Here is a 21,754-nt window from a genome sequence, read left to right as displayed (position 1 = left end):
ATTACAAATAAGTGCTCTTGGTTCATAAAAGGACGATGTAAGGACCTCTATGTTCAAATGATAGAGTGGTAGGATATAGGCGCCTTTCCGTTGAAGGATTATGGATTTTTCATCCAAATTGCGGTACACTCACTTATAAAGTCAGAAAATTGATACATAAGAGGTGACGTCATGAATGATTTGGTAAAAAAACTGAAAGGACAGCTCATCGTCTCCTGCCAGGCTCTTGAAAACGAACCACTTCACGGATCGGACATCATGGCTCGGATGGCGATCGCTGCCGAAGAGGGAGGTGCGGGAGGAATCAGGGCGAACTCTCCTGAAGATATTCAGGCTATCCGTCGCTCCACAAATCTTCCGGTGATCGGCCTATGGAAAAAAGAGTACGAGGACAGTCCAGCTTATATCACGCCTACGGTTGAAGATGCACGGAAGGTTAAGGAAGCGGGCGCGGATATCGTTGCGGTTGATGCTACGGATCGCGTGCATCCGGGTGGGAAGACTTTGACAGAGTTTTTACAGTCCTTACGGGAAGCTCTGCCTGATACGCCGATTATGGCGGACATCTCTACGCTTCAAGAGGGGTTGATTGCTGAGAGCATGGGGATAGATGTGCTTTCTACGACGTTATCCGGATATACGGAAGAGACGGAGCACATTACAGGTTTCGATGGAGAATTGCTTCAGGCATTGATAGCGGAATCGTCGCTTCCTGTGGTCGCAGAAGGAAAAGTGCATACGCCTGAACTGGCCAAGGAGTGTTGGGAAATGGGGGCGCACGCTGTAGTCGTCGGATCGGCGATTACGAGACCTCAGGAAATAACGAAACGGTTCGCCAAAGAAGTAAGCGCTTCCTTGATGAAGGGGGACCGGGCATGATTGCTGTATTCGGTGATGTCCGGTCGTTCGAATTTTCAGGAGAGAACGTAGAGTATTTCAGACTTGAAGATTTAGAGACAGAAATGATCGATACGTATAGCCAGGTAGTCATTAATGGATGGAAAGACGAAAAAGCTTCTGTTTTATCCTATGACGTGATGGGAAAGCTTTGGACCTATGTCGAAGCAGGCGGAAGGCTTTACGGGGAAATGATCAATTGTGAAGACTTTCCCTCCTCGCGTCTTTTCGGGTTCAAGCAGGATTTTCCTGTTACCTATCGGAGACTCGAGAAACTGAAGGTCAGCGAAGAAGGAGAAGCTCAGCTCGGAGAATGGAACGGTCCTTTTCTGACGGGCTTTTCTTTTGATGCGGACGTATGGATGGAGATTGGTGTTTTTAAAGAGACGCTTGCTACGGAGGAAGAGGGGGAGCTGCCGGCGCTTATCCATCATCCTCTTGGAAAAGGTGCTACCTTGTTTTCTGCGATTCCGCTACTCGGAAATGAACAGCTATGGACGCTCAGGCCTTCTGTGTTTTTCGAGCGTATTGCCGAGTGTGGTCTTTTCCCGGCGGGGCGTTTCAAGAAGGAAATCGATGTCCGCAAGCGTGCAGTGAATGAAACGATCAGTGACGGGCTCGGGTGGTTTTTTCAATCGGGGATCATGCCGGAGTCCGACGGTAGCAAAGGAGTCTATGAAAATGTCCATGCGTTTCGCGGGAATGTGAGTGAGGACATCCGACCGGATTGTAACGCGCACACGGCTCTTCTTTTTCATCTGGCCGGGAAGTATACGGGGAATGCGGAGTATGAAAGTATTTCTGAGAATATTTTTTCTTACCTCTTTGAAGAGAGGTACCAGGATACGGAAGAGGATTCTGTCACGCGGGGCTTCTGGAAATGGTTCCGTTTTCCGACGGAGAAGCCGGATCAGATCTTCACGGATGACAACAGCTGGATGGCTATCGTTCTTCTTTATCTGTATCGCGAGACCGGGAAGGAAGCCTACAGGGAGAGAGGGTTACTCACACTGGAAGCGATGTACCGGACCCAGAATCGTCTTGGTTTAAGGATGGAAGCGATTCGTCGTCATGAGCTGGAGGAGAAAGGGGAGGAGTATTTCAGGGAGTCTGATTCCTGTAGTATGAATCCTCACTTCGAGTCGATTGCCCACGCTGCTTTTTTCCAGGGTTATGTCGTGAATGGCGAGGAAAAATACCGGGATATTGCGCTGAAGGGTATAGATACGATGCTCGAGAAGGACCTCACGTTCATGTACAGCAAAACCGCTGGCTACAGCCGCTTCCTTCTTGCGCTTTCCTACGCATACAAGCTGACCGGGAAGGACGTCTACAAAGAAGAGATGGACCGGATTGCGGCGTATCTTCTCTCGCACCAGCAGAAATACGGTGGCATTGAAGAAGCGGATAACCCTGATCCGGACCGCTATGGAGCGGAAGATACCGGGGTGTTCCGTTACAACGGTGAGGGCATCAGTGATCAGCTGTATACGAATAATTTTCTGTTGATGAACAGCTGGGAAGCTTTTCTTGCGACGGGAGATGAAAGGTACGAGGAGTTGGCCGAGGACTTGGCGGACTATGTGCGGACGATTCAAATCGTTTCTCCTCATAATACGTTTCACGGCGCATGGATGAGAGCGTTCTGCCATACGTACGGCGAGTATTTTGGAAATAATGGAGATACTGGATGGGGTGCCTATTGTTCGGAGAGCGGATGGACGAATGCCCTGCTCCTTTCTGGGTTGATGATGCGGGAGATGAATCACAGTCTGTTGGAGGTGGGTGGATGAATCAGCAAAAAGTGATGAGGTTCTGCCTCGAGGAACTGGACCGGTTATGCGGGAAAAAGGATACGGCACTCCTCGTCGATGATGCTCTCGGAGAAGAGGAATTTCTGCTGAAGCCAGGCGAAATCAGAAGCGGATCGGCCCGGGGATTGCTGTACGGTGTCTATGCTTGCGCGGAGAGAAAGGGGTATCGGTTTCTGGATTTTGAAGAGCATCAGACCGCTCCATCGCAGGGGATCCCTGACGGATGGAAAGAAGCTCCTGTTTTTAAGAGGCGCGGGAACGTCATAGAAACGATTGACGACCGCTCGTTTTTACACTCTATGATCGACTGGGGAGCCAAGAATCGACTGAACGAATTCTTTTTCACGTTTTTCCTGTGGGACGAAGTGAAGGAAGATATTCTTCCGGCGCTTGAGAAACGCGGTTTTAGCGTTACATTGGGCGGACACAGCCTGAAGTTTCTGATGGAGAAAGCAGGGATGGATCCGGAAGCAGCGATGGATTTTTTCCGGAAAACAGAAGAAGAATGGGACCCGGTGGTCGATGTCATCCGTGGCTACTGCGCTGACATTCCGGTTGTGACGAGAATTTCACTGTGGCCGGAGGACGCTCCTGCTCAGAAAGGCGATTTTCTCTCAGCATACTTGCAGTTCACGGAGTATCTGAAGCGTAAGCTGCCGGACATAGAGGTCGAACACATCGCTTATAACGCCGGCCTTGCCTGGCATATGCTCGAGAGAGAGTCCGAGACGAAACAGCCGGAAAGTATTGATACCCTGTTTGCTTTCTGGGGGAGGGATTACTCCCGTAATTTTCAAGAGGAGAAACGGGCGTGGAAGAGCTTCAAGGATTGGAGAGGTGTGGCGAACAAGTTGACAGTGTTCGAGTATTATAGCGATCATTTCTTGTTGAGTGAACTGTTCCCCCCACTCCCGAGGAGAATACATAAAGATTTTAAGGCATACCGACGACTTGGAGCGGATGGGGTGCTGAATCTGGTCGTTCCTCGTCATCACCCGAAGATGGGAGACGTTCCTGTAGAGAGCTATGACTGGAAATGGGTGCAGCTTCTCAACAACTACGTGGCCGCGAGTGAGATGTGGGGGAAGGCTGTGGACATGGAGGAGTGTTTTGCAGGAGATACTTCTGGTGTGTGGCACATGTTGGAGAAGGCGATCAGTCCTCTCAGCGGATGGAATATACCACTGTTTCCGGAACGTGCCGTCGATAGTGGGGATGCAAAAGTTCTGCCATCGCTCGAAGAAGCACAGGCGAAGGTCGGGGAAGTTGCTTTTACCACGGAAGGAAAAAGGGACGAGAAGCTCGCTGCCTACGTGGATGACCTCCAGGCCCTGCTTTCGTTTCACGAAAATAGAGTACAAAAAGAGCGCCTGTAACCTCAGGCGCTTGTCTTTTTGTTGCGGGCTTTCTCGAGTGTATGGGCGGTCAGGTACGTAATGACGAATGCCGGCACGCTTCCCCCGAACATCGGAAGAAGTCCTGGGAGTACGTAGATAAGAATCGCCATGGCGACGAACGTAAGCAGGATGATGAAGAGCTGAAGCGGAGAAGCCAGCGCTACGAAAAATGCTTGACGAATGTAACCGAAAAAGCCAAGATGGAACGTGGCCTTGATCGGGAAGTAGAAGATGAGTGTGGATACATACATGATTCCGAGAATGATAGCGATCGGCCAAATATTACGGACCCATCCCTCCGAAATCAGAAGGAAAGTCACATCGATATAAAGGATATAGCCGAGTATGAGAAAGATGCCCCCGTGCCCGTTTGCAGGGAAGAATTCCTGTTTGTACACCCTCCAGAATTCCCTGAAGACGTGGAGCGAGGTGTCTTTTTTTATGAGCCATTGTCTCGAAATGGAAAACATGGCGACGGTGGCAGGGAAGAACCCGAAAATGCCGAGACCGACAATTGTAAATAGTGCCCAGAGGATATTTATGTAAGCTGCTCTCATGAGCCAGTAGGCGGCAGTATTGAAGCGTTCCCAACCGTTCATGGAACCCCTCCTTTTCATGGTGAATGTACTGCTAACTATACACAAAATTCAGGGGGCTGAAAAGCTCGTTTTTTGCGATGTATTTAAAGACATATTATAGACTTGTCTCTTGGAGCAAAACACCGTAATATAATAACCGAATGGATAATTATTTTAATTTTTTTGAAAATTTTACTTTGAATTGGAAGGAAATGCTTTCCTGATGACGCGGAGTGGGGTTCGTTCATTTTTAAAAAGGGGGCCATTACAGTGAAGAACGTTTGGTATTTATTGATTATCTTAATGCTTGGTACATTGCTTGCAGCCTGCAGTTCAGAAGGAGAAGGTTCTTCCGGAGACGAATCTGAAGGCGGGTCTGAAGGAGACCTGTCAGGGGAAATAACCGTCTGGACGATGCCATTCAGCGGCGACAGTGAGAACGAAGAGAAAATGTGGAACAACATGGCTTCGACGTTTGAAGAAGAACACGGCGTCAGTGTCAATATGGAACAGATTCCGTGGTCGAACCGCGACCAGAAGATTCTGACGGCGCTTGCGGCGGGCTCCGGCCCGGACGTATTCTATGCGATTCCGGATCAGATGCCGCAATATGCGGAAGAAGGAATGCTCCTGGAACTCGACCCTTATCTGGAAGGGAACAACATGGATGACTTCGCCGATTCAGCGATGGAATCCGTCACATGGGATGATTCTACCTATGGCCTTCCTATTCTGCAGGAAGCGTACACCCTCTTCTACAATCTTGATATTGTAAAAGAAATCGGTGGAGATCCTGAGAATCTTCCGAAGAATTGGGAAGAATTTAAGGCGCTTGCGGCGAAAGCGAAAGAGAACGGCTATTATGCAACCAGCTTTCCTGGCGGTGGATCCATGAACGGTGCGCTTTATCCATGGATATGGCAGGCGGGCGGAACCGTGCTCAGCAAAGACGGGGAAGTCGGTATCAATAGCGACCAGTCCGTCGAGGCGTTCGAACTGATCAATACGATGTATGAGAAAGAATGGATTCCGCAGGATTCTGTAACAGCGATGCACCACAATGAGCTGTGGGAAGGCGGAGAGATGCTTGCGGTGACCGGTTCCGGAATCAACTTGCAGATTCTGCAGAAATCCGGGGAGATGGATTTCGAAATCGCCGCTCCACTGAAGAAAGAAGAGCAGGCTACGTACGGCACGACTGGAATGTTCGTCGTTCCTTCCAATAGCGGCAATCCTGATGCGGCTGCAGAATTCGTGAAGTATATGACGAATGCGGAGAATCAGCGTACGTTCAACGAACTGACGAAGTACATTCCGACGCGTGAGTCCGCGAAAGACATTTTCGAGGATGAGCCGAAACTCGATAAGCTAGCCGGTTTCACCGAGTACACGAAACCTGGCGTAATCCACCCGGCCGCACGTGACATCATGTCCCCGATCCAATCCGAAGTGCAGGCGATGCTCGAAGGAGATAAGTCTCCACAGGAAGCAGCCGATGCAGCCGCGGAAGCGATTGAGCAGCAGGTCGGTAAGTAAAGTACAGGGGCAGAGAGCGGGTGTCGCTCTCTGCACTTCTTTTAACGGGGGTGGCCGGTCGGTGGTTTGCGGACCTTGATCGCTATTTTGCGGACTTTCGACAGGGTTCGACAGCCATTTGCGGACCTGAACCGCGTTTTGGCGGACCTGCGGCAACTTTCTGCGGACCGGACGTCCAGAATACTTAAGTGAAAACTATCAAACTATCAAATGGGGGGGAGGCGCATGTTGAGTCAGGAAGAGACGAAAGAAGAAGAGTACAGAACTCCGCCTGAAAAACAGCCGAAGCAGCCGAAGAAATCTTCCCTGAAAACAAGAATGAAAAAGCACTGGGACAAATACTCGCTGATCTATATATTCTTCGTTCCGATCATGATCCATTTTCTCATCTTTCAAGTGTTTCCGTTTGCGTTCAGTTTCGTTCTTACCTTTATGGACTGGAAGATTATCGGGGATTCGACGTTTGTCGGGTTCGAACACTGGGCCCGGTTCTTCCAAGACGATCTTGCCCACCTTGCCATCTGGAACACCGTCGTCTTCTCCATTTACTACATCATCCCGACGATGGGCCTCGGACTGATTCTGGCACTTATCATCAACTCGGGCATCCGCTTCGCCGGATTTTTCAAGGGAATCTTCTTCCTTCCGGTGGTGACGTCTTTCGTCATTGTAGCCGGAATCTGGGGATGGATGTTCCAGGGAACGGCAGACGGCCTCATCAACATGATGCTCGGATGGTTCGGAATCGAACAGCAGCTGTTTCTCTCCGATTCCGATCAGGCTCTGGCCGTGCTGGCGGGCTTGAGTATCCTGAAGGTGAGCGGAAGCACGATGATCTATTACTTCGCCGGGCTCCAGTCGATTCCGGGTCAGTTATATGAAGCGGCGAAGATCGACGGGGCGAATGCGTTCCGGATGTTCTGGCAGATTACGTTCCCGCTTCTGAAGCCGATCCACTTCTACGTGCTGATCATTACGACGATCAGTTCATTCCAGATTTTCGATTCCGCTTTCCTTTTGACCGGAGGCGGTCCGAACAACTCGACGACTACCATTGTGTATTACCTGTATGAACAGGGGTTCACTTCGCTTAATTTGAGTTATGCCGCTGTCCTTTCCTACGTATTGTTTGCGATTGTTCTCGTCATTTCTCTCATTCAGCGGAAGTTCCTCGGCAAGGACGACAATATTTACTGATGACAGAAAGGGGGAGACCCGCCTATGAAAAAAACGATCGCATATATCGGCCTGTTCTTCTTCGCTGCCTGTTTCCTGCTTCCTTTCCTGATCATGGTGGTCGGGTCCTTCCGGGATATGCAGTACGCGCTTCTCAGTCCGTCGTTCTGGTTCTCGGATGAGCTGTCGCTGTCGAACTATACGTACATTCTCGATGACGGGATTTTCATGCGCTGGATATTCAACTCGGTGGTGATTACCGTGGTGCCGGTCTTCAGTCAGATGTTCTTCTGTACAGTCATCGGTTATATTTTCGCGAAGAAGCAGTTCCCGGGGCGGGAGATTTATTTCTGGACGTTCATGGCGGTCATTATGATTCCGCAGCAGCTGCTCATCATTCCGAAATACATCATGTTCGCCAATTTCGGCTGGATCAACAACTATGCCTCTCTCATTGTGCCGGAGATATGGGGGATTATGGGTGTGTTTCTCATAAGGCAGTACTTGCAGGGGATTCCGAACGATTTCGAGGAAGCGGCAAAGATCGACGGAGCGACCGATTTTCAAATATTCATGCGGATCATTTTTCCGCTGACGATTCCGGTCGTGGCGACGGTCGGCACTTTCTCTTTCATTCAGAACTGGAACGACCTGTTTCAGCCGCTGATCTATATGACACAGGAGGAGATGTTCCCGGTGACAGTCGGTCTCGCTTCGATTCTCGGAAAAGAAGGCCACTTCGGGATCGAAATGGCCGGCTCCACGATTTCCTTTATTCCGACGTTTCTGATCTTCCTGTTCTTCCAGCGTTACTTTACGGAAGGGATCCAGCTGTCGGGGATCAAGTGAGCATCTCTTCATCGACGAAGGTCAGGCGGTAAATCCGTTTCGGCCGTCCCTTGTGGGTGAGCTTCTCTTCCCCGATGACTTTCACGAGGCCGGCATCCATCCATTTGAGGAGGATCCGGTGAGTGCTTCGGACGGTGATGTTCAACGTCGAAGCGAGTTCCTGGGCGGTATAGTCGATCTTTTTGTGACGGGTGACACGGGCCATCAGCTTGGTCATGTAGCCTGCCGACATTCCGGCTTTTTTCGCCCGCTCTAAGAGATCAGCATCGGTGATGGCCAGCTCGTACTGTTCATAGCGGTCTGTGGACGATACTTCGACCGGACCGATGACGCTGCGGTCTTCGCGTACGATGTAGCACGCGTTTCCTCCCAGTTCCTTAGACTGACGGAGCGCGAGCCTGGCGTGATTACCGGCTTCCGCTGCAGAAGTACCGAACCCGACGCCGATGCTCAGATGAATACCGGTCTGCTTCTTGATATCTTCGAGAATCGGAATGAACTTGTACCCTCTCGTTTCTTTTTCGAACGTTCCACGGGTGGTGACGAGCAAGTGTTCATTCCCGAGGTTGGCGAGGTGTCCATCCAGAAGCTTGGCGTATTCGATCAGGGTCTCTTCGACTTTCAGCTTTAGAAGCTGGATGTCATGCTCGGAGTCATATTTCTCCGTAGCTTCTCTGAAGTTCTCGAGATCAATCAGGCTGAGCACAATCTGAGACTCTTTGTTCCGCCTGATATCGGTGGCGAGTAGAGCCCGCTCCAGAGATACGATCATGTCCTGGTTGGTGGGCGTGACGTAGCGATGCGGGACATTCCTCTTTTCAAGGAAATCTGCGACCGCCTTGATTCCTGTAAGAGCGACTGTTCCTTCTTCTCTGTAAGTGTTGGTGTGGAAATCCGCAATCTGCTGAATGGAGGCGTCGATTTGTTCTTCCCAGATGAACGTGGGAGGAATGGTCACACCGAGGTCGTTCCATACCTGTTCCGTATAATCTTTATCCACGGTATCGATGGATAAAGGTTTGCCGGAATGATCATTCTCAAGCAGAAGAAGCGAACGGTACAGACCGGTGCTCGAGAGAGGGATATGATGAACGGGAATGGAAAAACGGAAGAATCGTTTGGCTGCCGTATAGATATGCTTTTCCAGGAACATGAGCACATCGGCTTCCTCTCGAAGTTCTTTCGTTTCTTCAAGAGCCGGAGCGACCGTTTCTTCTACACGAAAGATCGGACGGAAGCTCGGAAAGGACTTGATGACCTGGCGCATCTGACGTACCAGGGGTTCCGGACCGATAATACCTATCGTGATTTCAGACTGCATGGTTGATGTGGAAGAAGACATAGGTGCACCTCTTTAAAGACTTATTTTGGACTTGTCCTACTAAATGTAAGTTCAATTTTTTGAATTGTCAAATTAATGAAAGGGAGGGGTTTCATGAAGACGATCGAAGAACTCGAACGATTTATGACAGAACCGTCGGAGGCACTGCTCCGGGACCTCGGTCAGACCGAAGGGGATATCATGATTCTCGGAGTCGGAGGGAAGATGGGGCCGACCCTGGCCAAGATGGCAAAGCGGGCCGTCAATCAGCTCGGAGACGACAGGAAAGTCATCGGCGTCTCCCGGTTCTCTTCTGTGGAGAAGAAGGAAGAGCTCGAGAGGCACGGCGTGGAAACCATCGCCTGTGACCTGATGGATGAAGCCTCGATCGACCATCTGCCCTTTGCCGCCAACATCATTTATATGGCAGGGAACAAATTCGGCACGACCGGAAATGAACCCTTCACGTGGGCGATGAACGCATACGTCCCCGGACGGATCGCAGACAAGTTCCGGGACGCAAATATTGTAGCGTTTTCCACGGGGAATGTCTATCCGCTGACGAAAGTCGCGAGCAACGGTTGTTCCGAAGAGCATCCCGTCGGACCGGTCGGAGAGTATGCGCAATCCTGCCTCGGCAGGGAACGGATTCTCGAACACTTTTGCCACGTAAACGGAACGAACATGCTGCTGTTCCGGCTGAACTATGCGATCGATTTACGTTACGGCGTCCTGCTTGAAATAGCGAAGCAGGTATACGAAGGGAAACCGGTGGATGTAACGATGGGAAGCGTAAATGTCATCTGGCAGGGCGATGCCAATGAATATGCGCTCCGTTCGCTGCTTCATACAGATAATCCAGCCCGCGTGTTGAACGTCACAGGGCCCGAGACATTATCGGTGCGCTGGCTCGCCCATCAGTTTGCGAAAGAATTCGGTACGACGGCGATTATCGCTTCGGAGGAGGCGGAGGAATCGCTGTTGAACAATGCGGCCAAAGCCCATCGATTGTTCGGTTATCCACGCGTATCCGCCCAGGATATGATCCAGATGATCGCCGAATGGATGAAGCAAGGAGGAAAGGTTTCAGACAAACCGACACATTTTCAGGAGAGGGAAGGAGCTTTTTGATGATGAATAAGACAATCGAAGAAAAACTGAAACAGGGGGCGGTCATTCCCGCTCATCCACTGGCACTGAACGAAGACAAGACACTTGATGAAACGGGGCAGCGTGCACTTACCCGGTACTATATCGATGCTGGAGCAGGGGGTATTGCCGTTGGCGTGCACACGACCCAGTTTGAAATAAGAGATGAGAATATGTATGGTCCGGTCCTTCGTATGGCGCTTGAAGAAGTGAGAGAAGCCGGAAGAGAAGAGGATTTCATCAAAGTTGCGGGGCTTGCGGGTCCGGTGGATCAAGCTGTGCGGGAAGCGGCTTTTGCGAGAAGTATCGGCTATGACCTCGGACTTCTGAGTATGGGAGGGCTCGATTACCTGAGTGAAGATGACATTCTGGACCGTGCCAAAAAAGTCGCCGGAGAAATTCCGTTGTTCGGTTTCTACTTGCAGCCGGCCGTGGGTGGAAGAAACTTTTCCTACGAGTTCTGGAAAGCATTTGCGGAGATTCCGAATGTGCGGGCCATCAAGATTGCTCCGTTCAGTCGTTATCAAACCCTTGATGTGGTGCGGGCTGTCTGTGAATCTTCGAGGAGAGAAGAGGTTGCACTGTACACAGGGAATGACGATACCATCGTTCACGACCTGATGACGACGTATGTCTTTGATACCCAGGATGGAAAGGTCGGCAAAGAAATTGTCGGTGGACTGCTCGGGCACTGGGCGATCGGAACGAAGGCAGCGGTCGAATTGTTCGATCGTATCAAGGAAGAGAAGCGGAAGGGAATCTTCAGCGAAGAGCTGATGACGATTGCGCAGGAAGTGACGGATAGGAACGCTGCCCTGTTTGATGCCCGTAATGGGTTCAAAGGAAGTATTGCCGGCATCAATGAAGTGTTGAAGAGACAGGGATTGCTGAAAGGGAACTGGTGCCTCCGTGAGAAAGATTCTCTGAGCCCCGGGCAGAAAGAAGACATCGACCGCGTCCTCCAGGCTTACCCTCACCTTTCAGACGAAGATTTCGTAGCGGAACATGTAGATCAATGGAAACGGACAGGAGAGAGAACGATATGAGGAAGTTGATCGCACAACACGAGGAAGTTTACATCGGAACAGAAGAACACTCGGCTCTAAGACCGGGACATGTACGCGTGCGGACGACCTATTCCGCTATTTCTCCAGGGTCGGAGATGGGACTGATCGGTGTCAGCAATGGACAGAAGCTCGACCTCGGTTATAGTGCGGCCGGACTGGTGACCGCCGTTGGAGAAGGGGTGTCCTCTTTACGGGAGGGGGACCGTGTCGCCTGTTACGGCGCACCATACGTGAAGCACGGCGAGTGTCTTCAGGTACCCGTGACGCTTTGCTCAAAAGTCCCGCAGGGCGTGTTGATGAAAGAAGCTGCGTTCGGAGGTATCGGAGCGATTGCCATTCATGCCCTACGCACGGCACGTCTTCAATTCGGGGAGCGGGTCGTGGTGGCAGGTCTTGGCCTCCTCGGACAGATGATTGCAATGATTGCGGAGGCGGCTGCTTATGATGTGATCTGTTACGACGTTAATGTGAAACGGGTGAAAGAAGCGGAAAAAGGGGGATTGAAAGCCTTCCGCAGCTCCAAGAAACTTGAAGGGATAGAAGCGGACGCCGTACTGCTTTGTGCTGGCGGGAAGCAATCGACACTTACCCAGGATAGCCCGGACTGGATCCGGAATCGGGGGAAAATTGTCATCGTAGGAGATATCGAGCCGGAATATCCGCGGGCGAAAATATTCAAAAAAGAGGCGGAACTGCTTATTTCTCGAGCCGGAGGGCCGGGACGATACGATGTTACGTATGAGCAGGACGCAATCGACTATCCGATTGAGTACGTACGGTGGACGGAAGGAAGGAATGTGGGAGAATTCCTGCGGTTGCTGGCTACCGGTAAAATCGAAATTTCCTGCTTTACCCGTAAAGTGACGAACATGGAGGAAGCATATTTGACCTACGGTGCTCTCGGCAATCAGGAGATTTCTGCAGCGGTCATCGAATACGGAAGGAGTGACGGATAGTGAGAAGCGTGGAAGCGGATCTCTTGATCATCGGAGGCGGACTCGGAGGTTGTGCTGCAGCTCTATCAGCCTGTGAGCAGAATCTTGACGTTTATCTGGCGGAACCGACGGAATGGATCGGCGGCCAGGTGACGTCCCAGGGAGTCCCGCCGGATGAGCATGAGTGGATGGAGGATTTCGGAAGGACGGCCCGCTATCAGAAGTACCGGGAACAAGTCCGGGAGATGTACAGACGCATGTTCGGCATAGAGACAGCGGAGCTTTTCAATCCGGGCAACGGTATCGTCAGCAACCTCTGCCATGACCCGAGAGTGACGCTTCAGGTGCTGAAAGAGATGCTTCTTCCTTATGAACTGTCCGGGAAACTTACGGTTGCTACGGAAACACAGCTGATCCGCGCAGAGAGGCAGGGGAGAACCGTTGAGACGGTCACCTTTACCGCGAAAAACGGCGAAGAGATTACCATTCGTGCCGGCTATATCATAGACGCGAGTGAAGAAGGGGAACTTCTGCCGCTGGCAGGGATGGATTATGTCGTCGGCGCGGAGGCGAAGGTAGATACCGGCGAACCTCATGCACGGGAAGAAAAGGATGAGAAGGATATCCAGGCCTTCACCTACGTCCTCGGTCTGGAATATAGAGAAGGTGAATCCCGTGTCATCGAGAAGCCGGCGATGTACGACTTTTGGAAGAAGTTCCGTCCTGATTTCTGGCCGGATGACTATTTGAGCTTTCATGCACCTCATCCGGTCACCGGAGAAAAAAGGAAGTATACCCTGCTCAGGGAAGAGGATGGGTTCCCACTGTGGGAATACCGGCGATCGTTTGATAAGACGAATTTTCCCGGGGTGTCCGGTTCCGGTGATGTGACGCTGATGAACTGGCCGATGAACGATTATTTTCTCGGGAATGTCTATGAAGTATCCGAAGAAGAGAAACAGAAACATCTGTACCAGTCGAAGCAGCTGAGCCTTTCTCTTCTGTACTGGTTGCAGACGGAAGCACCTCGTCATGACGGTGGAACCGGATATCCGGAACTGAAACTGCGCACGGATATGTTCGATACGGCAGATGGGCTGGCGAAATATCCCTATATCCGGGAGGCCCGGCGGATCATTCCGGAATACCGGGTGGTAGAGCAGGACGTCTCCCCTCAGTATCACGAAGGCGTCGGCCAGTGGTATGAGGATGTCGTCGGTATCGGTTCCTATAGTATCGATCTTCACCCGCGAATGAGCGGGCATGGGTATTTGGATATTCCGGCGCTGCCTTTTCATATTCCGCTCGGAGCTCTTTTGCCACGAGACGCTGATAACATGATGGCCGGAGGAAAAAATGTAGGAGTGACGCATTTGACCAATGGCTGTTTCCGGCTTCATCCGGTGGAATGGAATATCGGCGAAGCGGCCGGGGAATTGGCTGCTTTCTGCACCGCTCATCAGGTGATGCCGAAGCAGGTACGGGAAAATCGCTCGCTTCTGGAAAAATTTCAAACGACCCTTACGCAAAGTGGTGTCGAGCTGGAATGGCCGGAGCGTTTCTATTCCAACGGTGAAAGGAGGGGGACACATGGATAAGCCGATCACAGAAATCATCAGGAGCTATCATCCTTCGCTTACGATGTCGGAACAGAAAGTGGCCGATTACGTACTGGACCACCCGGAGGAAGTGATGTATTTCTCCGTCAATAATCTCGCTGACGAAGCGGAAGTCGGAGAGACGACCGTTCTCCGGTTCTGTAAAAAGGTGGGCGTGATAGGATACCAGGAATTCAAACTGGCCATCGCCCGCCACGTGGCGAAAAAGAAACATGAAAAAGAAGACGTCAGCCTGAAGGAACATATTCTTCACACGACGACGGAGTCTCTTCAGCAGACAGCAGCGATGGTGGAGAATGAAGAGGTGGAACAGGCGATCCAGGCGGTTTTACAAGCAGAACATGTACATATATGCGGAGTCGGGACATCCGGCATTACGGCTATGGACGCCAAAAGCAGGTTCCTTCGCATCGGAAAAAGTGTGGAAGTATGGACTGATCCACATTTTCAGGCGATGGCTGCGTCCTCTTTGAACACGGGTGATGTCGTCATCGCAATCAGCGTATCAGGAAGTACGAGAGACACATTGGAGACGGTGAAAATTGCCAGGGAAAACGGGGCATCTGTCATTGCCGTCACGTATTTTTCCAAGTCCCCGATTACGGAGTACGCCGATGTCGTTTTGATCGGAGGAGCCCAGGAGTCACCGCTTGAAGGGGGATCGATGACGGCGAAAATATGCCAGCTTTACGTCATCGATCTGATCTGCACAGGGGTGGCCCTTGAAGATAAGAAGACCTCAGCAGAAATGAAAGAGAGGACGGCGGATGCTGTCGTAAATAAGATTTATTAGGAGGAATCGTATGGTCCGGATCGGGGTGGATATCGGTGGAACGAAAATTCTCGGTGTCGCCGCTGATGAACATGGGACGGTGCTTAGCAGGGTCAGCACAGATACGTTTTTGGACAAGGGTAGCGATGCAGTGATGACTTCCTTGCTTGATCTGATCAGACAACTTTTGATTTGTCGCGACGTGGAGGCCATCGGTATAGGTAGTGCGGGACGGATCGATGTGAAAAAGGGAATTGTCCACTATGCAACGCCGAATGTACCTGGCTGGTCCGGCGTACAGCTCCTAGAGCGGGTGGAAGAAGCTTTTGGAGTCCCTGTTTTCGTGGATAATGACGTGAAAGCGGCCGCTGCCGGGGAGGCTTTGTTTGGTGCCGGAAAAGACTTCCGATCATTTATGATGCTAACTCTCGGAACCGGACTCGGAGGTGCTGTCGTTGAAAATGGGAAACTGATGCGAGGCTCTCATTTCAGTGCCGGAGAAGTGGGTCATATGATTCTCTATCCTGGAGGTCACCCTTGTAACTGCGGACAGAACGGCTGCCTGGAGCAGTATGTGAGCGGTACTGCTCTCGTGAACACCTACAATCGGAGTGATTCCTCTGTCGTTTGCCGGGACGGGGAGCATTTTTTTCAGCTGGTGAAGGATGGAGATGACGTGGCTCTTGATACATTGGAGAGATTCGTTGACGATCTGGCTGTCGCTCTTGTGACTTTGACTCATGTGGTGGATCCTGAAGCGTTCGTTGTCGGTGGCGGGCTTTTGGAAACGTCGGAGTTTTGGTGGGAGAGGTTGTGTGAAAGATACGAAGAGATGGCGAATCCGGCTGTGCTGCCGCTACGTTTAGTTCCGGCTCGTCTTGGTAGCGAGGCGGGGGCTGTGGGAGCTGCCTGGTTGAAATGAGTGTTTTGTATGCATCTGGCGCGTCCAGGTGCTTTTTTGTGCTTTCTGACCTGCGAGAAGGAGTGGGAGGTCCGCAGAAATGGAGGTAAGGTCCGCAATTGAGCGACCAATCGTGTCGAAAGTCCGTAAAATTGCAGGGTAGGTCCGCAAAAACTCGTGAATGGTCCGTAAATAGCAAAAAAACTTGCAGCAAAGCCGTAGAGGCTTCCACTGCAAGTTTCTTCTATTATATTAGTCTTCTTTCATTTCCGTCTTCAGCTTCGTAAGCGGCTGCGGTGGGCAGGCCTTCTGCGTGAGACGGGAAACGATGATGATGGTCAGCAGGCCGCATACCATCGCGAGCGTACGGAATGGGAAGAGCACTACTCCATCTTCGACCATCGGATATGGCAGGAAGGCCGGTAATCCAAGAGCCGGCTCCCCTCCGCCGAAACGAAGGAAGAAGGAAACGGAAAGTCCTGCAATCGCTCCGTACGTGTTCGCTTTTTTATCAAACAATGCCGTCGTCAGCTGAGGGAACAGCATACAGTAGACGAGATCAGCACATAGGTACCAAAGGGTGTACACACTGTCGATGTTCAGGGCAACAATGGTTGCTGCGAGTCCGATGAGAATGATGGATACGCGGATGGTGCGCTTGATATCTCTGCCGTTCGCTTTCGGTTTCACGAGCGGGCGGTAAATGTTCCAGGCTGCCATAGAGGACGCGGAAAGAATGGAAGAGTCCATCGATGACATGACCGCTGCCGCAATCGCACCGAGCGCGACAATTGCAATGAGGTAAGGGGACATATAGTTTACGACATATGCGAGAATTTCGGAAGCGGCGCCAGGGCCTTCGATGCCGTAGCTCGCCCAGTCGGCAGAAAATCCTGCTACACCGATCATGACGGCCGGTACAGCGAGAATGATGCAAAGGAACCCTGCTGCAATCGAGAGCCACATCGCCGTTCTTTCATTTTTCGCGGAAAGTACGCGCTGGAAATATACCTGCCACGGAATTCCTCCGAAAATCAGCAATAGCGCATAATCCCACCAGTTCCAGTAGTAATTTCCCCAATCCGGATGATTCCAGCCGTCGAGGGGTGGAAGGAGGTTCGTGAATCCGGCCATGCCTTCTTTGTACGCGCCCCACGCCTGGCCGAGTCCGCCGACTTCTGATAGAGCGAACGGAACGACGAGGAACATACCGATGATGATCATGATGATTTGAGCTACGTCGGTGAGGGCGACGGACCACATACCACCGACGAACGTATAGGCGACGGCGATGACCGCTGAGATGATAATGGATGTCGTGAAGTCGATGCCGAGAATCAGACCGAATGTCGTTCCGAGCGCGACGAGAATCGCGGCACTCCAGAACAATTCGCCCAGGAGGGCAGGGAGATAAAGCACGCCTGCAACTTTCTTTCCGAACCGTACTTCGAGTGGGTCGAGCATCGTCGTGAACTCGTACCTTCTCATTTTACGGGCGTAGAAAATACCACCGATGATGAGGCTGAGCCCGTATCCCCATGGGGCCTGAGCCCAGACGATGCCTGAAGCGAAGGTCGTTTCAGCGGTTCCGGCTATGTAGCCTCCACCGACCCATGTCGCAGTCATCGTGAACATGGCTACCCACAGTGGCATGGAGCGGCCGGCAACCATCATATCTTTGGCGCTGTCCGATTTTTTCCCGGCGGTGATGGAGCCGATGTAGAAAATGATCGCATAGGAGATGAACATGAATACGAGCGCTCCCCAATTGACGTCATTTCCTGCAAACCCTACGTATAGGGCTACGATGAGTAGTAGTCCCAGAAATCCGAATAATCCGGCTTTTTCGTAATTGGTATCATTCTTAGTGTCCTGCTTCCTGTCTGGCTTTGCAGATGGTTGCGGTTGCACACAATCACTCCCTTTTTTATATCGTTTTTTGTCGATCTGGTCTGTGGGCCAGATCTTTTTTGTGTAACAGAACCGGTTCTTGTTAATTAATTTAAAACGTTTAATAATTATTAAACAAATAACATGTATTACGATAACGTAGATTCGAAGTTTGTCAACTTGCCCTGGTGGGTAAATGGCGGCTCAGACTTATAGCATCAAGGGCTGGACGGATTTTCAAAAAGTGTAATGAGTGGACGGTTTTGAATGATTGGGGCTGGGTTATGCGATGGTTTGGACGGGGATGGTTGTGAAATATTGTCGGATAAAACGGAGTATCCTACAGTTTCTCCTAAGTCTATTCAGAAACTGCCGAATAACCAAAGTTATGCGGCGATTTTGATGCAACCATGAAAAATAATATCGCATATTTCCCGACTCAGGAATTTCTCCTTCCATTAAAGGCTCTTTTAAACCCCCTCCAGATCAGAAAAGACTAGAGCTTCCCCTGTTTACAAGATAAAAACCCTATGATACTATCAAAATCGTTAAAAACGTTTAAAAATAATTAAATAAATTAAACAAAAAAGAGGAGGTACGATTCATGAAACAAATGTACATCAACAACACCTGGGTGGATGCCCAGTCCGGAAACACGAGAGACATCATCAATCCGTACAATCAAAAAGTTGTAGCGACAGCTGCTGAAGGCGATGTAGAAGATGCGAAGCTAGCCATAGATGCAGCAAGAAAAGCTTTCGACAACGGGGAGTGGAAAGACACGCCGGGAGCAGAACGCGGTCAGAAAGTTCTCCGCATCGCTGAGCTCATCGAACGGGACAAGGAAGAACTTGCCGAGCTCGAAACGCTCGATACCGGAAAGACATTGGAAGAAAGCCGCGCGGACATGGACGATATCGCAGGGGTGTTCCGCTACTTTGCTGGTCTTGCGGATAAAGACGGCGGCGAAGTAATCGAATCCCCGATTCCGGACAGTCAAAGTAAAGTAGTCCGCGAACCGGTCGGCGTGTGCGGTCAGATTACACCGTGGAACTATCCACTGCTACAGGCCGCGTGGAAAATCGCGCCGGCGCTCGCTGCAGGGAACACGATCGTCATGAAGCCGAGTGAAATCACTCCGCTTACGACTGTAAAAGTGACGGAGCTTATGGAAGAGACAGGATTTCCAGAAGGTGTCGTCAACCTCGTTCTCGGTGCAGGAGCTACGGTAGGGAACGAACTTGCAGAAAGCGACGATGTCGATCTAATTTCTTTCACCGGCGGAATCGAAACCGGGAAGAAAATCATGCAAACCGCGAGCGGAAACGTGAAGAAAATCGCACTCGAACTCGGCGGGAAGAACCCGAACGTCGTATTCGCCGATGCGGACTTCGAGACAGCTGTCGATCAGGCACTGAACGCCGTATTTTTCCATGCGGGACAGGTTTGTTCTGCAGGAGCGAGACTGATCATTGAAGACTCCATCCATGACGAATTTGTAGAAGAACTGAAAACACGTGCAGCACGCATCAAGCTTGGCGACGGATTCCAGCAAGATATACAATCCGGCCCACTCATTTCCGCGGAGCACCGTGACAAAGTAGAGAGCTATGTAGAAATCGGAAAACAGGAAGGCGCGAACCTTCTAATCGGAGGCGCTCGTCCGCAAGACGAAGAGCTTCAGGACGGATTTTTCTACCTGCCAACGATTTTCACGGGGTGTACGTCTGATATGAGAATCGTGCAGGAGGAAGTCTTCGGCCCAGTCCTTACCGTTGAGCGTTTCCAGACGGAAGAAGAAGCGGTGCAGCTCGCGAACGATTCGATTTATGGACTTGCCGGTGCGGTGTTCACGACGGACATCGATAAAGCAGAACGTGCGGCTTCGAAAATGCGCATGGGTACCGTCTGGATCAACGACTTCCATCCGTACTTCGCACAGGCGCCGTGGGGTGGCTATAAACAGTCCGGTATCGGTCGTGAACTGGGTAAACCGGGCCTTGAAGAATATACAGAAACGAAACATATTTTCCGTAACGTGAAGCCGGAACCGATCCACTGGTTCAAGTAAATACAGAACATTCTCAGGAGGTTATGAACATGAGTGAATTTTACGATATTGTCGTAGTTGGAGCCGGAAGTGCGGGATCGATCCTCGGCGACCGGCTGAGTGAAGATGGAACGAAGAAAGTATTGGTACTCGAAGTGGGACGCAGCGATTATGCGTGGGACCTGCTGATCCAGATGCCGGCAGCACTGCCGTTCCCAGCAGGGAAATCTCTTTACGATTGGAAATACGAATCCGATCCGGAGCCTTACATGAACGGCCGTCGCATCAAGCATGCCCGCGGAAAAGTTCTTGGTGGTTCAAGCTCCATCAACGGAATGATCTATCAGCGGGGAAACCCGAAAGACTATGAACGGTGGGGTGCGGATGAAGGAATGGAGACGTGGGACTTTGCTCACTGCCTCCCATACTTCAAACGTCTCGAAAACGCATTAGGTACAGATAAAGATGATGAGTATCGCGGCCACGACGGTCCGATCAAACTCGAAAAAGGACCAGCGACGAATCCGTTGTTCAAAGCATTTTTCAACTCGGCCGTCGAAGCCGGTCATTCCCGTACACCGGACGTAAACGGATTTCGTCAGGAAGGGTTCGGTCCTTTTGACAAACATGTGTACAAAGGGCGTCGCATGTCCGCATCCCGTGCGTACTTGCACCCTGCAATGAAGCGCAAAAATCTGACTGTCAAAACACGTGCTTTCGTCCAGCACATAGACATCGATGGGGAAAAAGCTCGCGGTCTGACATATAAACGTAACGGGAAAGAACATTATGTACAAGCTGGAGAGGTCATCCTGTCAGGTGGTGCAATCAATACGCCGCAGCTGCTTCAGCTATCTGGTGTAGGTGATCCGGAACACCTTCGCTCGGTAGGCGTCCAGCCGAAAGTGAACCTTCCTGGTGTAGGAGAAAACCTTCAGGATCACTTGGAAGTCTACATCCAGCACATGTGCCCGCTGCCGGTATCCGAGCAGCCGAACCTGAACAAGGCGAAAATGCCTTGGATCGGTCTTCAGTGGCTTCTTGGACGTAAAGGCCCTGCAGCGACGAACCACTTTGAAGGTGGCGGTTTCGCCCGTTCGAACGCCGATGTCGACTATCCGAACCTGATGTATCATTTCCTTCCGGTTGCCGTACGTTACGACGGACAGAAAGCACCGGTCGAGCACGGATTCCAGGTTCATATCGGACCGATGTACTCTGACGCCCGCGGGTCATTGAAAATCCAATCAAACGATCCTAAAGCGCACCCGAGCATGGTGTACAACTACCTTTCCACCGAACAGGACAAGCGTGAATGGGTTGAAGCTGTACGCGTGACTCGTGAAATCATGGCTCAGCCTGCGATGAAACCTTACAACGGCGGAGAAATTTCTCCCGGGCCATCCGTTCAGACCGAACAGGAAATCCTCGACTGGGTCGCGGAAGACGCGGAAACGGCCCTTCACCCGAGCTGTACAGCGAAAATGGGGCCGGCATCTGATCCGATGGCCGTCGTCGATCCGAAGACGATGAAAGTCCATGGGCTCGACAACCTGCGCGTCGTCGATGCATCGGCTATGCCATACGTGACAAATGGAAACATCCACGCGCCGGTACTGATGCTTGCTGAGAAAGCGGCAGATATGATCAAAGGTGAAAAGCCGCTTGAGCCGGAGCACCTTGAATATTACCAGCACGGCGTTCATCCTGCAGACGCAGGTACAATCAAAGGATAATAGGAAATTACACGGAATCAGGGGCTTCATGCAGGCTCCTGATTTCGATTTGTGTTATAGTTTAGAC

The 21,754-nt window shown here is 51.2% G+C and carries 17 protein-coding genes; 14 read left to right on the top strand and 3 right to left on the bottom strand.

The annotated features are described in order from the left end of the window. The first annotated feature begins 171 nt into the window (after positions 1-171). Genes BLQ44_RS06555 through BLQ44_RS06545 form a run of 3 tightly spaced genes read left to right on the top strand, consistent with a single transcriptional unit; the run spans position 172 to position 4,087 of the window. Positions 172-879 (top strand): N-acetylmannosamine-6-phosphate 2-epimerase, encoded by a 708-nt coding sequence (locus tag BLQ44_RS06555; RefSeq protein WP_093193087.1) that lies wholly within the window; start codon positions 172-174, stop codon positions 877-879. Further along, positions 876-2,690: a glycoside hydrolase family protein gene (locus BLQ44_RS06550; protein WP_093193086.1), complete on the top strand. Its 1,815-nt coding sequence runs from the start codon at positions 876-878 to the stop codon at positions 2,688-2,690. The genes BLQ44_RS06555 and BLQ44_RS06550 overlap by 4 nt, the downstream gene beginning before the upstream one ends. Further along, positions 2,687-4,087: a hypothetical protein gene (locus BLQ44_RS06545; RefSeq protein WP_093193085.1), complete on the top strand. Its 1,401-nt coding sequence runs from the start codon at positions 2,687-2,689 to the stop codon at positions 4,085-4,087. The genes BLQ44_RS06550 and BLQ44_RS06545 overlap by 4 nt, the downstream gene beginning before the upstream one ends. A 2-nt stretch (positions 4,088-4,089) precedes the next feature. Here BLQ44_RS06545 and BLQ44_RS06540 read toward each other — a convergent pair whose 3' ends face one another. Continuing rightward, positions 4,090-4,707 (bottom strand): YesL family protein, encoded by a 618-nt coding sequence (locus BLQ44_RS06540; RefSeq protein WP_176757449.1) that lies wholly within the window; start codon positions 4,705-4,707, stop codon positions 4,090-4,092. Positions 4,708-4,956: 249 nt separating this feature from the next. Between BLQ44_RS06540 and BLQ44_RS06535 the strand changes: the two genes are divergently transcribed. The 3 genes from BLQ44_RS06535 to BLQ44_RS06525 all read left to right on the top strand — a co-directional run bounded on the left by BLQ44_RS06535 (position 4,957) and on the right by BLQ44_RS06525 (position 8,247). Then, the gene (locus BLQ44_RS06535) at positions 4,957-6,222 is read left to right on the top strand and encodes a sugar ABC transporter substrate-binding protein (protein ID WP_245688112.1); all 1,266 of its coding nucleotides are present in this window, start codon (positions 4,957-4,959) and stop codon (positions 6,220-6,222) included. A 318-nt stretch (positions 6,223-6,540) separates the two neighbouring features. After that, the gene (locus BLQ44_RS06530) at positions 6,541-7,419 is read left to right on the top strand and encodes a carbohydrate ABC transporter permease (RefSeq protein WP_245688123.1); all 879 of its coding nucleotides are present in this window, start codon (positions 6,541-6,543) and stop codon (positions 7,417-7,419) included. Positions 7,420-7,443: 24 nt separating this feature from the next. Further along, on the top strand, positions 7,444-8,247 hold the full coding sequence (locus BLQ44_RS06525) for a carbohydrate ABC transporter permease (protein ID WP_093193082.1): 804 nt from the start codon (positions 7,444-7,446) through the stop codon (positions 8,245-8,247). On the opposite strand, the gene BLQ44_RS06520 is transcribed toward BLQ44_RS06525, so the two are convergent. Continuing rightward, positions 8,240-9,589 (bottom strand): GTP cyclohydrolase IIa, encoded by a 1,350-nt coding sequence (locus BLQ44_RS06520; RefSeq protein ID WP_093193081.1) that lies wholly within the window; start codon positions 9,587-9,589, stop codon positions 8,240-8,242. The genes BLQ44_RS06525 and BLQ44_RS06520 overlap by 8 nt on opposite strands. A gap of 93 nt (positions 9,590-9,682) precedes the next feature. On the opposite strand from BLQ44_RS06520, the gene BLQ44_RS06515 reads away from it, so the two are divergent. Genes BLQ44_RS06515 through BLQ44_RS06490 form a run of 6 tightly spaced genes read left to right on the top strand, consistent with a single transcriptional unit; the run spans position 9,683 to position 16,032 of the window. Beyond that, a complete protein-coding gene (locus BLQ44_RS06515; RefSeq protein ID WP_093193080.1) occupies positions 9,683-10,699 on the top strand; it encodes an NAD-dependent epimerase/dehydratase family protein in 1,017 nt (338 codons plus the stop codon). Next, entirely contained in the window at positions 10,699-11,763 is a 1,065-nt protein-coding gene (locus BLQ44_RS06510; RefSeq protein WP_093193079.1) for a dihydrodipicolinate synthase family protein, read from the top strand. Before BLQ44_RS06515 ends, BLQ44_RS06510 begins: the two co-directional genes overlap by 1 nt. Beyond that, entirely contained in the window at positions 11,760-12,740 is a 981-nt protein-coding gene (locus BLQ44_RS06505) for a zinc-dependent alcohol dehydrogenase (protein WP_093193078.1), read from the top strand. The genes BLQ44_RS06510 and BLQ44_RS06505 overlap by 4 nt, the downstream gene beginning before the upstream one ends. After that, on the top strand, positions 12,740-14,317 hold the full coding sequence (locus BLQ44_RS06500) for an FAD-dependent oxidoreductase (RefSeq protein WP_322787518.1): 1,578 nt from the start codon (positions 12,740-12,742) through the stop codon (positions 14,315-14,317). Before BLQ44_RS06505 ends, BLQ44_RS06500 begins: the two co-directional genes overlap by 1 nt. Continuing rightward, positions 14,310-15,131: a MurR/RpiR family transcriptional regulator gene (locus tag BLQ44_RS06495; protein WP_093193076.1), complete on the top strand. Its 822-nt coding sequence runs from the start codon at positions 14,310-14,312 to the stop codon at positions 15,129-15,131. The genes BLQ44_RS06500 and BLQ44_RS06495 overlap by 8 nt, the downstream gene beginning before the upstream one ends. Positions 15,132-15,141: 10 nt before the next feature. After that, entirely contained in the window at positions 15,142-16,032 is an 891-nt protein-coding gene (locus tag BLQ44_RS06490; RefSeq protein WP_093193075.1) for an ROK family protein, read from the top strand. Between the two features lie 231 nt (positions 16,033-16,263). Here the strand turns inward: BLQ44_RS06490 and BLQ44_RS06485 are convergent, their stop codons facing one another. After that, positions 16,264-17,922 (bottom strand): sodium:solute symporter family protein, encoded by a 1,659-nt coding sequence (locus BLQ44_RS06485; protein ID WP_093193074.1) that lies wholly within the window; start codon positions 17,920-17,922, stop codon positions 16,264-16,266. A gap of 583 nt (positions 17,923-18,505) precedes the next feature. Between BLQ44_RS06485 and betB the strand changes: the two genes are divergently transcribed. Both betB and betA read left to right on the top strand, forming a co-directional pair. Then, positions 18,506-19,972 carry a betaine-aldehyde dehydrogenase gene (betB, locus tag BLQ44_RS06480; RefSeq protein WP_093193073.1) on the top strand — a complete coding sequence of 489 codons (1,467 nt, stop codon included), beginning with the start codon at positions 18,506-18,508 and terminating at the stop codon, positions 19,970-19,972. A 29-nt stretch (positions 19,973-20,001) separates the two neighbouring features. Continuing rightward, positions 20,002-21,687: a choline dehydrogenase gene (gene betA, locus BLQ44_RS06475; RefSeq protein ID WP_093193072.1), complete on the top strand. Its 1,686-nt coding sequence runs from the start codon at positions 20,002-20,004 to the stop codon at positions 21,685-21,687. Positions 21,688-21,754: the final 67 nt, after the last annotated feature.

Source organism: Salimicrobium halophilum (genome assembly GCF_900100295.1).
GTDB classification, from domain to species: domain Bacteria; phylum Bacillota; class Bacilli; order Bacillales; family Halobacillaceae; genus Salimicrobium; species Salimicrobium halophilum.
Note: the sequence above shows the minus strand (reverse complement) of the source record. Positions and strands in the feature narration are given on the sequence as shown.

Bases quoted from the DNA above. Each gene is read 5' to 3' on its own strand.
- BLQ44_RS06520 (WP_093193081.1), bottom strand. From the start codon at position 9,589: ATGTCTTCTTCCACATCAACCATGCAGTCTGAAATCACGATAGGTATT.
- betB (WP_093193073.1), top strand. From the start codon at position 18,506: ATGAAACAAATGTACATCAACAACACCTGGGTGGATGCCCAGTCCGGA.
- BLQ44_RS06555 (WP_093193087.1), top strand. From the start codon at position 172: ATGAATGATTTGGTAAAAAAACTGAAAGGACAGCTCATCGTCTCCTGC.
- BLQ44_RS06490 (WP_093193075.1), top strand. From the start codon at position 15,142: ATGGTCCGGATCGGGGTGGATATCGGTGGAACGAAAATTCTCGGTGTC.
- BLQ44_RS06505 (WP_093193078.1), top strand. From the start codon at position 11,760: ATGAGGAAGTTGATCGCACAACACGAGGAAGTTTACATCGGAACAGAA.
- BLQ44_RS06510 (WP_093193079.1), top strand. From the start codon at position 10,699: ATGATGAATAAGACAATCGAAGAAAAACTGAAACAGGGGGCGGTCATT.
- BLQ44_RS06525 (WP_093193082.1), top strand. From the start codon at position 7,444: ATGAAAAAAACGATCGCATATATCGGCCTGTTCTTCTTCGCTGCCTGT.
- BLQ44_RS06530 (WP_245688123.1), top strand. From the start codon at position 6,541: ATGAAAAAGCACTGGGACAAATACTCGCTGATCTATATATTCTTCGTT.
- betA (WP_093193072.1), top strand. From the start codon at position 20,002: ATGAGTGAATTTTACGATATTGTCGTAGTTGGAGCCGGAAGTGCGGGA.
- BLQ44_RS06550 (WP_093193086.1), top strand. From the start codon at position 876: ATGATTGCTGTATTCGGTGATGTCCGGTCGTTCGAATTTTCAGGAGAG.
- BLQ44_RS06540 (WP_176757449.1), bottom strand. From the start codon at position 4,707: ATGAACGGTTGGGAACGCTTCAATACTGCCGCCTACTGGCTCATGAGA.
- BLQ44_RS06495 (WP_093193076.1), top strand. From the start codon at position 14,310: ATGGATAAGCCGATCACAGAAATCATCAGGAGCTATCATCCTTCGCTT.
- BLQ44_RS06515 (WP_093193080.1), top strand. From the start codon at position 9,683: ATGAAGACGATCGAAGAACTCGAACGATTTATGACAGAACCGTCGGAG.
- BLQ44_RS06545 (WP_093193085.1), top strand. From the start codon at position 2,687: ATGAATCAGCAAAAAGTGATGAGGTTCTGCCTCGAGGAACTGGACCGG.